This window comes from Streptomyces sp. NPDC127097 (genome assembly GCF_042724075.1).
Classification (GTDB): domain Bacteria; phylum Actinomycetota; class Actinomycetes; order Streptomycetales; family Streptomycetaceae; genus Streptomyces.
This window is the reverse complement of sequence record NZ_JBHXFI010000014.1, coordinates 41,478-56,246: the sequence shown is the minus strand read 5'-3', so window position 1 is coordinate 56,246 and position 14,769 is coordinate 41,478. Positions and strand designations below refer to the sequence as shown.

Annotated in this window: 9 protein-coding genes and 1 pseudogene; 7 read left to right on the top strand and 3 right to left on the bottom strand. The window is 69.6% G+C overall.

Translation table 11 applies throughout. From position 1 onward, the window contains the following. Positions 1 to 310 precede the first annotated feature (310 nt). The gene (locus ACFWJW_RS13915) at positions 311 to 1,609 is read right to left on the bottom strand and encodes a hypothetical protein (RefSeq protein WP_387239498.1); all 1,299 of its coding nucleotides are present in this window, start codon (positions 1,607 to 1,609) and stop codon (positions 311 to 313) included. Between the two features lie 520 nt (positions 1,610 to 2,129). On the opposite strand from ACFWJW_RS13915, the gene ACFWJW_RS13910 reads away from it, so the two are divergent. Continuing rightward, entirely contained in the window at positions 2,130 to 4,088 is a 1,959-nt protein-coding gene (locus ACFWJW_RS13910) for a recombinase family protein (protein WP_387239495.1), read from the top strand. An 87-nt stretch (positions 4,089 to 4,175) separates the two neighbouring features. Here the strand turns inward: ACFWJW_RS13910 and ACFWJW_RS13905 are convergent. Beyond that, positions 4,176 to 4,577 (bottom strand): annotated as a pseudogene (locus tag ACFWJW_RS13905) (DEAD/DEAH box helicase); the annotation flags it as partial. Positions 4,578 to 4,702: 125 nt separating this feature from the next. Between ACFWJW_RS13905 and ACFWJW_RS13900 the strand changes: the two are divergent. The 6 genes from ACFWJW_RS13900 (at position 4,703) to ACFWJW_RS13875 (ending at position 14,096) form a co-directional block, all read left to right on the top strand. Continuing rightward, positions 4,703 to 6,337, top strand: a complete 1,635-nt coding sequence (locus ACFWJW_RS13900; protein ID WP_387239492.1) for a DUF4192 domain-containing protein — start codon at positions 4,703 to 4,705, stop codon at positions 6,335 to 6,337. 278 nt (positions 6,338 to 6,615) lie between these two features. Then, positions 6,616 to 8,562 (top strand): glycogen debranching N-terminal domain-containing protein, encoded by a 1,947-nt coding sequence (locus ACFWJW_RS13895; RefSeq protein WP_387239689.1) that lies wholly within the window; start codon positions 6,616 to 6,618, stop codon positions 8,560 to 8,562. A 48-nt stretch (positions 8,563 to 8,610) separates the two neighbouring features. Beyond that, entirely contained in the window at positions 8,611 to 9,372 is a 762-nt protein-coding gene (locus ACFWJW_RS13890) for an NUDIX domain-containing protein (RefSeq protein WP_387239489.1), read from the top strand. Positions 9,373 to 10,193: 821 nt separating this feature from the next. Continuing rightward, the gene (locus ACFWJW_RS13885) at positions 10,194 to 11,195 is read left to right on the top strand and encodes a FadR/GntR family transcriptional regulator (protein ID WP_387239486.1); all 1,002 of its coding nucleotides are present in this window, start codon (positions 10,194 to 10,196) and stop codon (positions 11,193 to 11,195) included. A gap of 397 nt (positions 11,196 to 11,592) precedes the next feature. Next, positions 11,593 to 13,152, top strand: a complete 1,560-nt coding sequence (locus tag ACFWJW_RS13880; protein ID WP_387239483.1) for an RNA polymerase sigma factor — start codon at positions 11,593 to 11,595, stop codon at positions 13,150 to 13,152. 134 nt (positions 13,153 to 13,286) lie between these two features. Beyond that, positions 13,287 to 14,096 (top strand): serine protease, encoded by an 810-nt coding sequence (locus tag ACFWJW_RS13875; RefSeq protein ID WP_387239480.1) that lies wholly within the window; start codon positions 13,287 to 13,289, stop codon positions 14,094 to 14,096. A 123-nt stretch (positions 14,097 to 14,219) separates the two neighbouring features. Here the strand turns inward: ACFWJW_RS13875 and ACFWJW_RS13870 are convergent, their stop codons facing one another. Next, positions 14,220 to 14,450 (bottom strand): hypothetical protein, encoded by a 231-nt coding sequence (locus tag ACFWJW_RS13870; RefSeq protein WP_003981845.1) that lies wholly within the window; start codon positions 14,448 to 14,450, stop codon positions 14,220 to 14,222. Positions 14,451 to 14,769: the final 319 nt, after the last annotated feature.

Here is a 14,769-nt window from a genome sequence, read left to right as displayed (position 1 = left end):
ACATGTGGGCCGGCAGTGGCTCAGCTGGCGGGACAAGGCCGACAGCGGCATCGTCACGGTGACCACGGTGTGGACCGATGGGTGCATACCCATCGGTCCAACCAGGGTCCGGGTGATATATCGCGTGCCGTGATCCCGCCGCTCCGAAAGAACAACGATGGAGCACCGGATCCCGGCAACAACACTGCTCGCCGCGCACGGTGTAAGCGGCGTGCAGTGGCAGGGACCTGTAGCCCCATCGGGTCTCAAGCTCCGGGGTGTGTCTCCCGTCGGCTGAGGTCAGGCAGGAGACACACCTATCCGGGTTGCTTCAGCGGCGGAAGGTGCGCTCCGGGGAGCGTGGAGTGACGTTGCCGAAGGGCTCAAACCAGGCTGGGGCACGTAGATCGCCGATGCCCAGATGTTGGTTTGCCTCTCCCTCGGGATCCTCGATGCCGTCGAACCGGTTGGAGTAGAGCATCAGAACGTCATGGTCTTGGAAGAGGAGGTCTGAGCAGCCGTCCCAGTCGTAGTCGTCGCGGTGCTTGGGCAAGGAGGCGTGGCGAGCGTCTGGGTCTTCGTCGTCCAAGTCCAGGTAGCTCGGGGCATCTTCGATGGCGAGGTGGAGTACGAGTTCCTCAGCGGTGCAAGTGGGTTCAGGCCATTGGCCTCGGGCGAGGTCGGCGGCGAGGTCCTCGCAGGCATGGGCGACCTGGCGCCGCCAATGCCGGTCCTGGCGGAAGGTTAGGTGGGGGAGGCGGTCGAAGAAGATCCAGCCGGCGGAGGTGTTGGGGTTGACGGGAGTGCCACCCATGTTCTCGATGTCGTCGTGGGCGTGGTCGGAGAGCACTTCCAGTGCGCTGTGCAGGAGATCGGCGGTGCGTGGTGTGAGCTGCCAGGCGCAGGTATCGCACTCCTCGTCATCACAGCTGCAAGTCTTGGTGGGGAACAGCACGGCGAAGTCCGGGACGTCGCCGAAGGGGGTTTCCACGGTCGGCCCGTGCTTGGGCAGGTCAGTGTGGATGGCCTCATTCAGTCGCCAGCCGCGGCCGAAGTCGGCAGTTACAGGGGCGGTGCTCCAATCGGCGACTTCGTCGCCTTGCGAGGCGCGTAGATGCTCACTGACGGAGGAATCGGTCAGAGTGTGCGCACCCGGGATATCGGCGGAGTCCTCGGCAAGATAGAGGACGGCGCCCAGCAGGTCCTGCGGATCATCCTCATCCGGGAGTTCATCGGGATCCGGTTCCCAACCGCGGGTACGTGCGGCGCCGAGCACTCGTTCCGGGGTGTGGACGTGGAATTCGCGCAGCCAGATGGTGCGGATCACCTGGCCGGGCAGGTCCGCCAGCTTGGCGTCGTGAGGAGTAGAGGGGGGCACCTCGGCGAGGGCGGTGTTTGTGTCCTCGGAGGGTTCGATCGGGTGTGCCGGTACCGGAAATCGGTGTGGGGAGGGCCAACGGTGCTGTGCGACATGGGCCGCTGCTTGGCGTAGTGATGCTGCTGGGGCGTCGGGCAAGGAGGCGGCGATGCGCTCCAGCTCCCCATGCAGCGCAGGGCTGGGCTCTGTGTGCAGCATCCGGCGCAGCAGGCCGGCGGCGGATTCGCCGAGCTCGGCCTGCTGACAGGTCATGACCGCGTGCAGTATGACGGGTTGACCGGGGTGGTCGACGAGGGCCAGGAGTCGGGTCTTGCTCTCGGTGTGCTCGCAGTAGAAATCGCGGGGCACTGAGTGGGGTTGGGGCTGTGCAGGCATGGGGCAGCTCCAGTGGGGCATGCGCAGGGCGGCGCAGGCCGTCAAGCGGATGGGGAAGTCGCTGGTGGGCGCGGTGCTGCCGCGCCTCCGTGCGGAGAAAGTGGACCGCGCTGGTACCCCCGGTGCAGACGGAGGCCCGTATCGCTGAGATCCAGCGTACAGGAGCGGTTCTTGTCGACGCTGCTACCCTTTATCTGATCACTCCGGACCAGCAGACCGCGCGCTGTCCGGCTCGACGTTACTCAGCTGCTGAGGAACAGCGTTGGGCCCTTCACCTGCTCGTCCAGCGAGGTTTTCGTGACGCACCCATCGGGGTAGCGGTTCTGACGTGCAAAACCCTCGCGCAACAGCTGTTATGGCGGCTCGCTTGCGCTTGGACCGGAGGGTGCTGCGGGCCGTGGACTACCTGCGTGTGTCGACGGAGGAGCAGGCCAAGGGCTACGGCATCGCGTACTCGGGCAAGAGGACGGGCGCGTACATCGGTCAAAAGGGCTGGGCACACGTTGGAACCTTCGTCGATGAGGGCGTCTCGGGGGCACTGGAGGCCCATGAACGTCCGGCCCTGCGGCGACTGATGGAGGATGCGCGGAAGGCGCCGCGTCCCTTCGACATCGTCGTCGTCAACGAGGGTCGTGCTATCGGTCGTACCGGGCGCGCGTTTTGGAAGTGGGTCTGGGAACTCCAGGAGATCGGCGTCTTCGTTGCCGTGGTCAAACGGGACTACGACAACAGCACTCCCGAAGGGGAGAGCAAGATGCGCAAGGATGCCGACTACGCCGAGGACGAGCGGGACATCATCCGCGAGCGCACCCAGGGCGGGATCCAGGAGAAGGCCGAGGCCGGAGGATACGTCGGTGGCAAGGTGCCTTACGGGTACCGCGTGGTCGATGGCCGCCTGGTCCTCAACGAGTGCCCCGACAGCAGAGACTGCGGGGCGAAGCATGAGGCGTGCGCCCTGCGTCGAGGGCGGTCGTTGTTCGTTGTGCTGCGTGACTGGGGCAAGGCGGCGGCCGCGCTGAACGCTGAGGGCTCTGCGAAGCGGGACGGCCGGCCGTGGGCTGGCCAGAGTCTGCGTCAACAGGTGCTCAATCCCATTGTGCTGGAGGCACGGCAGGCGTTCCGTGGCTCAAGCGGGGTAAAGCGGGATCACGGCGGCCGGCCGGTGAACGGAGATCCGGTGGTCATTCCTCTTCCTCCCGTCTTCACCCCTGCCGAGGTCGCGGAGGTCAGGGCCGCCAGCAGGTATCCGGTCCGCACGCCGCAAAAGGCTCGTGTCTACTCCCTCACCGGCCGGATCGTCAGCCCCTGCGGCAAGCGCTACATCGGTGGCGGAACGATCGGCCGGGTTCCGGCGTACAGGTGTCAAGGGCGGAGCGAGGCATACGCCGGCGCGCCCACCTGCTCGTGCCCATACCTGGCCGCCGACCCGGTCGAAGAACAGACGTGGCGACAGGTGAGGACGTTCCTCAGTGACGCCGACAGACTCAAGGCCGCGGCGGGTGACCGGACCGGGATACCTGGCGGTCAGCGTTACGGACTTAAGGAACGCAGGACGGAACTCGACCAACAGATCAAGACCCAGAGGCGGGCCATCGCCATTGCCATCGGCGTAGCCGCGAAGGACGTCGCCGCGCGTGACCTGTGTCTTGCGGAGTCGGAGAAGGCGGTGGAGCGTGCGATCGCACCTCTGCGGGCCGAACTCGACGCCCTGCTCGCTTCCAGGAAAATGATGACCGCCCAACTGGCGGAAGCAGTGACGGCACAGGTGAGATCCGCCCAACTGAGCGAACTGGCGGCGATGGCGCTCCGGACTCTGCACCATCTGCCACTTGCCGAGCGGAAGAAGCTCCTGGCCGCGATCGAGGCCAAGGTGACCATCCTGGAGCCCCCTCGACGCGGGCGTAAGGGACAACCGTGCGCGCTGGAGGCGTGGTTCACCGAGAGACAGCTACCAGTCCCGCTGCTGACCGACGAGGGATGGGCAAGGATCGAGCCAATGATCACCCACAAGCCCCGGAGCGTCAGCCCCCGGCTGGTGATGACAGGAATCCTCTACAAGGCTCGCACGGGCACCCCCTGGAGTGACCTCCCGGCGCTCTTCGGCCAACCAGCGACCCTGCGGACCTACTCGGCCCGCTGGCGCCAATCCGGCTTCTGGACGAACGCGATACAGGCCCTCGCGGCTGTCGAGAGCACAGCACTGCCTGCGCTGTCCGAGCTGACCATGCGGATCGAGTGCACCATCGAGCCGCAGCACCTACTGAACAACAGACAGAGCACGAGCACGGGGAAGGCAACGTCTTCCGGTGACAACACGGCCAAGCTGTTCACCTTGCAGGTGACACTGGAGTGTTGACATGCGGGAATGCGTTGAGCGGCTGGAGCGGGGCCCAGTGTGCTGGACTCCGACCGAACCCACTGAAGAGTCTGCAGAGCCCGAGATTGGAGAAGACAGTTCGTCGGGGCTCACCAGCAGGACATCCACGTCACCGGCCGCCACCTCGGCCTGGACGGTGTCCCACTCCTCGGTGTTGGCGGAGTTGATCGTGCGCGCGCGGATCCCGGCGCGCGCGGCCGCCTCGACCTGGTTACGCATCAGCGCCAGCAGCGGGGAGACGATCACGGTCGGGCCGCTGCCGCGCTCGCGCAGCAGCGCCGTCGCGACGAAATAGACCGCGGACTTGCCCCAGCCCGTGCGCTGCACGACCAGGGCGCGGCGGTGGTCGGCGACCAGGGCCTCGATCGCATGCCACTGATCCTCACGCAGCCTGACGTCGCCGCCGGGGTCTCCGACGAGGCGGGTCAGGACGGCATCGGCTGCGGCACGCAGATCTTCGTTGCTCATGCCCCCATGCAACCCGATGCCACTGACATCGCGCGAACCCCCGCCCGAACCTGTGGATAACCTCGTCGCCCGCGAGTTATCCACAGGGGTCGCGGCGCAGCGGCCGCCCGCGGGATCTTCGAGTCATGAATCCGCACAGCGAACCGAGCAAGCGCCCGGGCGACACCAACTCCGCCGCCACTTCCTCTCCTCCGTCCGCTCCGACCCCCTCGAACTCTCCCCGCCCGCCCAAGCCGGCACCCCCTGCCAACCCGCCGAACGCCACCAGGCCCTCCCGCCCCATCGCACCGACTGGTCCCACTGACCCCGCCCGCGCCGCTGATCCCGCCGGCCCGGCCGATCCCGAGCACACCACCGGCCCTTCCGCACTCTCCAACCCCGCCTACATCGCCGGCTCCGCGAACCCGTCCGACTCCTCCTCCCGCTCCTCCCACTCCGCCTCCGCCGAAGAGAGCACCGCGCCCTCCGCCGACGCCCAGGTCACCCTGCGCAGCCCGGCCGAGCTCGCCGACGCCCTGCCGTATTTCTTGGGCTTCTATCCGGACGACAGCGTCGTGATGGTCGCCCTGCACGGCGAGCGCGGCCGCTTCGGCGGCCGGGTCAGGCTCGGCATTCCGACCGACGCCGCGCAGTGGCCGGATGTCGCCGACCAGCTCGCAGACTGTCTGATCTCCGCAGGTCAGGAGCGTGACGACCAGCCCGCGGCGATCATCGTCTACCTCTGCCAGGAGCCCGCGGCGGGCGAGAGCGGCAAGGATGTCAAGGACCGGCTGCGCCCGCTCGCCCAGCGGCTGCGTACCGCCTGCGGCGCGCTCGACGTACCGGTCCTGGAAGCCCTCTGTCTCTCCAACGGCCGCTTCTGGTCCTACTGCTGCCCCGACTTCCGCTGCTGCCCGGCCGAGGGCACACCCATGGTCATGCCCGGGACGTCCGTGATGGCCGCGGCCGCCGCATACGCGGGAATGCAGGTGCGCGGCTCCCTCAAGGAGATGGAGGCCAGGCTGAGGCCCCGCACCGGACCGCGGGCCGCCGAACAGGAGAAGGCGCTGGACACCGCATCTGGTGCGCTGGTGCCCCACATGCTCCGGCGGGACGGGGCGGCGGCCGTCCGCCGTGACACCCTCGATCTGGCCGGCGCCATGATCCGCCGTTTCCGTCTGGACCCCCCCTCGGGCAGCAACCGGGCCAGGGACGCCTGCGACGACGCGCTGATCACCGACTCCGAGGCCGCCACGCTCATCCTCGGCCTCCAGGACCGGGTCACCCGTGACCGGGCGGCGGAGTGGATGGACGGCCCCGCCGCGGCCCCGGCCCTCCGGCTCTGGCGCGCCCTCGCCCGCCGCTGCGCCGGCGGCTACGCCGAACACGCGGTGGCACCGCTCACCCTGGCCGGCTGGGTGTGCTGGTCCACCGAGGACGGCCCCTCGGCACGTGTCGCCCTCAGCTGCGCCCTGGCCCTTGACCCCGACTACACCTTCGCCCAGCTGCTGCACCGCGCCATCAACGAAGGTCTCGATCCGGAGCCGCTGCGCCGCTGTCTGCGCGCGCAGCACCAGGAGGCGGCCGCTGCCACCGAGGCGCCCATGTCTTCCACCGCTCCGGCCGCCAAGGTAACCCCGCGGCCCACGAAACGCTCCGGGCCGACCCGCTCCGGATCCGCCGGCCGCCCCCGGGGCCCGCGCGGCGCCACGGGACCGGGCAGCCGTACGACCGACGGACGCGGCAGGCGCCGGGCCGGCCGGGACGGGAGCCGACGGTGACCGTGACCGGACCGCTGTTGCGAGACCGACGTGACCTGGGCGCCGGCCGGCGCGTTCACCCGAGTGGCGTAATCCGTACGGACCCCCGACCTCACCAGGGAGCACAGCGCGTGCCAGGTCTCGTCCCCACTGCTCAGCCGGCCCGCCGACTGCCCGGAGCGCGGCGCCCGGCACCACCCCGGGCTCCACAACCGCAGCCGGTCCACTCCGCACTCGTCTGTGTCGCCCTCCCGTGCCTGGCCGTCTCCCCGGCGTCGGGGCAGCTGACCGGCCAGGGCATGGACGGCTTCTACCGCGAGGGCCGGCGGGTGCTGTCCCGCTGCGAGCTGCTGGTAGCGGGCGAGGAACCGCTCGTCGTCCAGGGACGGTTGACCGGAGCGGACCGTGCCCGGTTCGTAGGGACGATCCGCAGGACCGGTGAGAGCGGGCCGGACCCGGAGATCCACATGGAGCGGCTCCGCTCCGCCGACGGCACCGAGCAGATCACGTTCCGCAGCAATGCCACCCGGCCCGTCCGGCTTCCGGTCGAGCTCCGGCTGGGCACGGATCTCGCGGAGCTCGGGTCCGTCGCCGCCGGCTTTCCGGGCCCCGGCCTGCAACCCACCGTCCACGGCTCCGGACTCCGCTGGTCCGGGCCCGGAGTGCACGCGGTGGTATCCGCGACACCAGGCCCCGCGGACGCACTGGCATCGGCGGGGCTGCTGCGCTGGGAACTGGATCTGCCGCCCGGCGCCCGGCGCACCATCGAACTGCGCGCCGGACTGGAACGAGACAAGGGCGGGCCGGCCGGCGCTCGGGGCAACGGCCGGCTCCCCGGTGAGGCCCGCATCCCCGGCCCCCGCACCGGGCCGGTCGCCCCGCGGACGCGTGGCGACCGGCCACCGCGTCCCTGGTCGGCGGCCCGGCTGGAGTGCGACGACCATCGGGCCGACGCGCTCCTGGCGGGCAGCCTCGACGATCTCCACGGCCTGCTGATGCGCGACCCGGCGGCCACCGCGGACCTGTATCTCGCCGGCGGGTTCCCCTGGCGTTGCGGCCTTGCACCGGGCGAGGCGCTGTGGGCCGCCCGGATGTTGCTTCCCCTGGGCACCCGGCTCGCCGCGGGCACACTGCGCGCCCTCGCCCGTGGTCAACAAGCCGCTCCAGGGACGGATTTCGGCCGAATCCCCGGCTCCCTCAGAGACGCCGGACCACACGCCCCACCGAGCTGCACCGGCATCGAGGCCACCTTGCTGTTCCCCGCCGTGCTCGCGGAGGCCCGCCGCTGGGGCCTGCCCGAACGGGAAACCGAGCGGCTGCTCCCCGCCGCGGAACGCTGTCTGCGATGGCTGAGGATCATCACCGACCCGCCGGGCGGCGGGTCCAGGGGCTACGTCCCCGACCCTGCGCCCGGCGGGCCGTACCGCTGCGAGACCCAGGCCCATGCCCATCGCGCCGCTCTCCTGGGCGCCGATCTCCTCGATGCCTTCGGATCCTCCGACGCGGCAGCGCTACGGGACTGGGCCGACGACCTGCGCACCCGTTTCCGTACGGACTTCTGGCTGGACGACGGCGCAGGCGGTCGCCCCGCCGCCCTGCTCACTGCCGAGGGACGCCCCGTCCCGCACCTCGCGTCCACCGCCGCCTCGCTCCTCGACACCGGTCTGCTCGGCGGCGGCGCTCTCGCCCCCGGCCTGCTGGACGCGGCCCGGACCGACCAGCTGGCCGGGCTCCTGGGCAGCCCGGCCATGGACTCCGGATGGGGCCTGCGGGGGCTGGGCGCCAAAGAGAGCGGCTACAACCCGTTCGGTCACCGCAGTGGCGCGGTCCGCGTCCACGAAACGGCCATCGCCGCCGCCGGATTGGCCGCGGCCGGCCATGAGCGGACAGCCGGCGCTCTGACCAAGGGGTTTCTCGATGCCGCGGAAAGCTTCGGGTACCGCCTCCCCGAGATGTACGCGGGGGAGCAGCGCACCATCGACAGCGCCCCCGTGCCGCATCCGGCGGCCTGCCGCCCCGCTGCCGTGGCGGCGGCCGGCGCGGTACACATACTGGTCGCGCTCACCGGCCTGCGCCCCGATGTCCCCGCCAAGACGGTGTCCGTACGACCGCCCGGCACGGCCCCGCTCGGCGCACTTCAGCTCACCGGCCTGAGTATCGCGGAACAACCGTTCGCCGTACGGATCAGCAGACTCGGGACGGGGGTGGTGGAAACGGCAGCGAACGGTCTGCGGCTGGGTTCGTGAGGTGCTTCGGGCCTGTTTATCGTCAGGCGGACGACTATGATCACGCCCATGCCTCCCTACGACCCGTCGGCCTTCCCGCCCTTCGCTGTCACCGTCGACCTGGTCGTGCTCACCGTGCGCCGCCACGCCCTGTGCGCGCTGGCCGTACGCCGCGGTGAGCCGCCGTTCCAGGGCCGCTGGGCCCTGCCCGGTGGATTCGTCCGGGCCGATGAGGACCTCGAGGCCGCGGCCGCCCGGGAGCTCACCGAGGAGACCGGTCTGCAAGCCCAGACCCCGGCGGGCGCGTCGCCGATCTACGGCGCGCACCTGGAGCAGCTCGCCACGTACGGGGACCCCAAGCGGGACCCCCGGATGCGGGTCGTCAGCGTCGCGCACCTGGTCCTCGCCCCCGACCTGCCCGCTCCCCGGGCCGGCGGCGACGCCCACAGCGCACGCTGGGCACCGGTCGAGACCCTCCTGGAGCCGGACGACACCACCCGGGAGGGCGAGCTTGCGGCCCCGCTCGCCTTCGACCACGCCCGGATCCTCGGCGACGGCGTGGAGCGCGCCCGCTCGAAGATCGAGTACTCCTCGCTGGCCACGGCCTTCTGTCCGCCCGAGTTCACCGTCGGCGAGCTGCGCCGGGTGTACGAGGCCGTCTGGGGCGTCGCACTGGACCCCCGCAACTTCCACCGCAAGGTGACCGGTACCCCTGGTTTCCTGGTGCCCACGGGCGGCACGACGACGCGTCAGGGCGGCCGTCCCGCACAGCTGTTCAGGGCCGGTGGGGCGACACTGCTCAACCCGCCGATGCTGCGCCCGGAGGTCTGAGCCCGGCGTGCAGCCCAGGCATCGTGGGGCCGAAGTTCACCCGCGGTGACGCGGCGAGCCATCAAGGACGAACAATTACGAGAAAATAGGACATATTGCGGTACCTTGGCCGGGTGAGTCCTCTCGTATCTCCCGTAGTTCCCGACCGGCCTCACGCCCCGCGAGGGGTGCGACGCCTCGCATTGCCGGGTCGCCCGGCGGCTCCTCTGGCGTGTTTTCCGCCGCCGTCGGGACCCCCGGTCGCGCAGCGCCGCTCGACCGGTGCGCCACCTCGCTAGGCCGCCCCCGCCAGCCGGAACGAACCGTTCCCGACGCCCTGTCCCGTCGGCCGCTCGCCCCCGTTCCGTCTCCCTACCTCGGTCCGACGCCGGCCACGGGCCCCTTCGTCGCCACCGTCACCGAGTGGCCTTTTCGTGCCCTCAGTTGGGCGGACTGTCGCCGATTTTACCTGGGTGGAGGTTTGGGTCATTGGCGTATTCCGTTCCCTCGCAATGGGATTGTCCGCAGCCCCTCTCATAACGCTCGGACGGGGCCGTCCTATCGTTCGGCCGCCGCGTCAAGAGCTCGTTCGGAATCGACCAAGGTGCATCTGTTCGTGATGCGCTTCACGCGCCAACCAGCAGGCGGCGCAACGGTGTTGTCGTCGACCGGCCTGGTCTGCGGTGATGTGTCCACCGGGCCGGGCGGCTTCAGCCGCTGATCGGGTAATGCATATGTTTTGGCGTCCTGTTGTTGTGGCCGCTGTCCACAACTCGCCTGGGAGAGCGCATTTCTTTCCGATAAAGCGTCAATTCAGGGATGGGGGGCGATCACCCTTTCGTGTGCTTTTCACCAAAGACCTCAAGGGTGTTCAGGGTGTCGCCGACAAAAGAGGCGTGAGTACCCTTGCGCACACCATGATGACCGCGGCTCGCCCCGGCGACACCGGCCTCGCAGGCCCGGGCGAGCTTGACCGCTACCCCTACGCCAACGCGGCCAACGCCGCGAACGCCAACAACGCAGCCGGCCAGGACCGTGCCGAGCGGGTTTCGCAGGTCTGGGACGGCTCCGAAGCAGATATCGGCCGGGTAGGCCGTCGCGCGGCCGGCAGCCGCGGCAGAGGTCTGCACGGCCAACTCGTCCAGCAGCTGGGCCAGATGATCGTCTCCGGCGATCTCGGCGCCGACCGCCCGCTCGTACCCGAGGAGATCGGCCAGCGCTTCGAGGTCTCCCGCACCGTCGTCCGTGAATCGCTGCGAGTCCTCGAGGCCAAGGGCCTCGTCAGTGCCCGCCCGAACGTCGGCACCCGAGTGCGCCCGGTCAGCGACTGGAACCTCCTCGACCCCGACATCATCGAGTGGCGGGCCTACGGGCCACAGCGTGACGACCAGCGCCGTGAGCTGTGTGAGCTCCGCTGGACGATCGAGCCCCTCGCCGCCCGGCTCGCCGCCGGCCACGGCCGTGAGGACATCCAGCAGCGACTGGCGGACATGGTCGAGATCATGGGCCACTCCGCGGCACAGGGCGACACCATGACCTTCTCCCGCGCCGACGCCGAGTTCCACGCGCTGCTGCTCCAGCTCGCCGGCAACCGCATGCTCGAGCACCTCTCGGGCATCGTCTCCGCCGCCCTGCACGTCTCCGGTGGCACCGCCGGCGGCTGCGAGCGACCGGTCGAGACGTCCGTGGGACAGCACATGCGGGTCGTCGACGCCATCGGCTCCGGTGACGCCACGGCCGCCGAATCCGCGATGCGGCAGCTCCTCGCCGCCCACGGCGAGGTCGTCGGCCAGGGCTCCGGGACGCCCGTGGACCACGTCGTCCCCGCGCCCCGCGAGCACTGAAGGCCGTACCCGACCGCGTACGGACAGTAGGCGCCGCGCGGCCCCCGTGCCCTGCACGCTCCTCCGGGCAGGGCACGCCGTACGCGGCGATGGCGCACGAGATCGCCGGATCCGGGTCGTCGACCGGATCCGGCGAGAGACCTTGGGAGGGTTGCATGTCATATGACTGGGAATGGGTCGTTATGGGGTGTGACTCGGGCCACGCAGATTGGGCGTAACGCTCTTCAGGGAAGCGCGATGACTTAAGAGGTGATAGCCGAGGAGGGAATACGAGCGGCGTTCGTGACGCTGTTCAACTCCCCGGTTGCCCCTGCGCCGTCGGTCCATCCCCACCGGCGGTCGTCGGCTCCGATCCACAGTGGACGGGGTCGGAAGCCGTTTCCATCGTTCCGAGAGGTTGTTCGTGTCGGCCAGCACATCCCGTACGCTCCCGCCGGAGATCGCCGAGTCCGAGTCTGTGATGGCGCTCATCGAGCGGGGAAAGGCAGATGGGCAGATCGCCGGCGATGACGTGCGTCGGGCCTTCGAGGCTGACCAGATTCCGCCAACCCAGTGGAAGAACGTTCTGCGCAGCCTCAACCAGATCCTCGACGAGGAGGGTGTGACGCTGATGGTCAGTGCCGCAGAGGCGCCCAAGCGCACCCGCAAGAGCGTCGCAGCGAAGAGTCCGGCGAAGCGCACCGCCACCAAGACCGTCGCGGCGAAGACCGCCACGGTCAAGAAGACCACCGCGGCCGCGGCCCCCGCCCCCGTGGCGGACCCGTCGGCCGGTGAGTCCGAGTCCGCGCCTGCGAAGAAGGCAGCGGCGAAGAAGACGACCGCCAAGAAGGCGGTCGCGAAGAAGACCACGGCCAAGAAGGCCACCGCGAAGAAGACCGCGTCCAAGAAGGACGTCGACGAGCTGCTCGACGAGGACGTGACCGAGGAGACCCCGGCGCCCGGTAAGGGCGACGCCCCCGAGGCCGCCGAGGGTGCGGAGAACGCCGGCTTCGTTCTGTCCGACGACGACGAGGACGACGCCCCGGCCCAGCAGGTCGCCGCGGCCGGCGCCACCGCCGACCCGGTCAAGGACTACCTCAAGCAGATCGGCAAGGTCCCGCTCCTCAACGCCGAGCAGGAGGTCGAGCTCGCCAAGCGCATCGAGGCCGGCCTGTTCGCCGAGGACAAGCTGGCGAACTCCGACAAGCTCGCTCCGAAGCTCAAGCGCGAGCTGGAGATCATCGCTGAGGACGGCCGCCGGGCGAAGAACCACCTCCTGGAGGCCAACCTCCGTCTGGTCGTCTCCCTGGCCAAGCGGTACACCGGCCGCGGCATGCTCTTCCTGGACCTGATCCAGGAGGGCAACCTCGGTCTGATCCGTGCGGTCGAGAAGTTCGACTACACCAAGGGCTACAAGTTCTCGACCTACGCGACGTGGTGGATCCGCCAGGCCATCACCCGCGCCATGGCCGACCAGGCCCGTACGATCCGTATCCCCGTCCACATGGTCGAGGTCATCAACAAGCTCGCGCGCGTCCAGCGCCAGATGCTCCAGGACCTGGGCCGTGAGCCCACCCCGGAGGAGCTGGCCAAGGAACTCGACATGACCCCTGAAAAGGTCATCGAGGTCCAGAAGTACGGCCGTGAGCCGATCTCGCTGCACACCCCGCTGGGCGAGGACGGCGACAGCGAGTTCGGTGACCTCATCGAGGACTCCGAGGCGGTCGTCCCGGCCGATGCGGTCAGCTTCACGCTTCTCCAGGAGCAGCTGCACTCGGTGCTGGACACCCTCTCCGAGCGTGAGGCCGGCGTCGTGTCCATGCGCTTCGGCCTCACCGACGGCCAGCCCAAGACGCTGGACGAGATCGGCAAGGTCTACGGCGTCACGCGTGAGCGGATCCGCCAGATCGAGTCGAAGACGATGTCGAAGCTGCGTCACCCGTCGCGCTCCCAGGTGCTGCGCGACTACCTCGACTAGTCCCACCCGTCCGGACGGCATCACGAGCCCGGTCCTCCTAGCCGGAGGGCCGGGCTCGCGCTCGTCCGGGTGCGCCGGGCGGCCGATTGTCTCACTCTGGGTATGCGTGCACTGCCCCAGAGTCAGGAGTCCGAATGCGTCCGACCGTTCACGCCGCCCTCGGAGCCCTCGCGCTGGCCCTCGCCCTGCCGACGCCGGCGGCCGCGGACGAGTCGGTGATCGGCGGGAAGCCCGCACCGCTGGCGCACAGCCCCTGGGCGGTGGCGCTGGCCTCCCATGAGCGGTTCGGCGCCCAGCGCTCCGGACAGTTCTGTGGTGGCGTGCTCGTCGGGCACTCCACGGTGGTGACGGCGGCGCACTGCCTGAGCAAGGAGGTGCTGGGCGTCCCCTGGCGGCAGGTGCGGGACCTGAGGATCGTCGTCGGACGCGACAACCTCGCCGCCGGCGGCGGACAGGAGCTCACGCCCGCGAAGATCTGGGTCAACCCGCGCTACAACAGCTGGACCAACGACGGCGACATGGCTGTCCTCACGCTCGACAAGCCGCTTCCGAACCGGCCCCTCCCGATAGCGGAACGGAACGACAGTGCCTACCGGCCGGGCAACGCGGCCACGGTCTACGGCTGGGGTGACACCACAGGCGGCGGCAGCTACGCGTCACACCTACGGGCGGCGCACGTCAATGTACTGCGGGATGCGGTCTGTGCGCGGGCCTATCCGGGCAGTGCCGACGGCAAGTACAGAGCGCAGTCGATGCTGTGCGCGGGGGAGCCGACCGGCGGCCGGGATGCCTGCCAGGGGGACAGTGGCGGGCCGCTGGTCGTGCGCGGCCGGCTGGTGGGCCTGGTCTCGTGGGGGACCGGCTGCGGTCAGGCAGGCAGTCCCGGGGTCTATACGCGCGCCTCGGCGCTGCTCCCGGCCGTGGCCGCACACGGGGCCGACTGAGCGGCGCGGGGAGCTGTCAGCCATGGATGAGCGCACGAGTGCGGGCGGCCTCCCCGGTGGTGTCGGGGAGGCCGCCCGCAGTACGGCGCTGGGCCGCTGCTCGCTCGTCGTGGATGCGAAGTGTCAGCGTTCCTCATCGGACGCGGACGCCGGAGAAGCGGTCAGCCGCTCCGTCTCGTCCTGTATTTCCGCGGCGATCTTCTTGAGTTCTGGCTCGAACTTGCGACCGTGGTGGGCGCAGAAGAGCAGTTCTCCGCCGGACATCAGGACGACGCGCAGGTATGCCTGGGCGCCGCAGCGGTCGCAGCGGTCAGCGGCCGTCAGCGGGCTCGCGGGTGTCAGAACAGTAGTCACGTCGCCTCTTCTCTAGCTCGACGAGCTGTCGTACCAGGGTCAACATCCAACCAGGCCGAAAACGTTCCCGCTCGTGCCTTTTCCTCGAAAAAATTCTTCGAGGAGGCCGGGTGCTGCCGGGTGGCGGCGAATGAGCCGTATTGCTTGGTGGTCTGATTCACGTTGGTTGTTGGTCTGTCCCCCCGGCTGGCTTGCCGGTTGTTGATGAGGACGTGCCCGGAGCCTAAATGGTTCATGCCTCGAAGGGAACGTGATGTGCACGTCACTCGGACGTCACCCCAACGAGGGATCGAACGTACGAGCGAAATTCTACTACCAT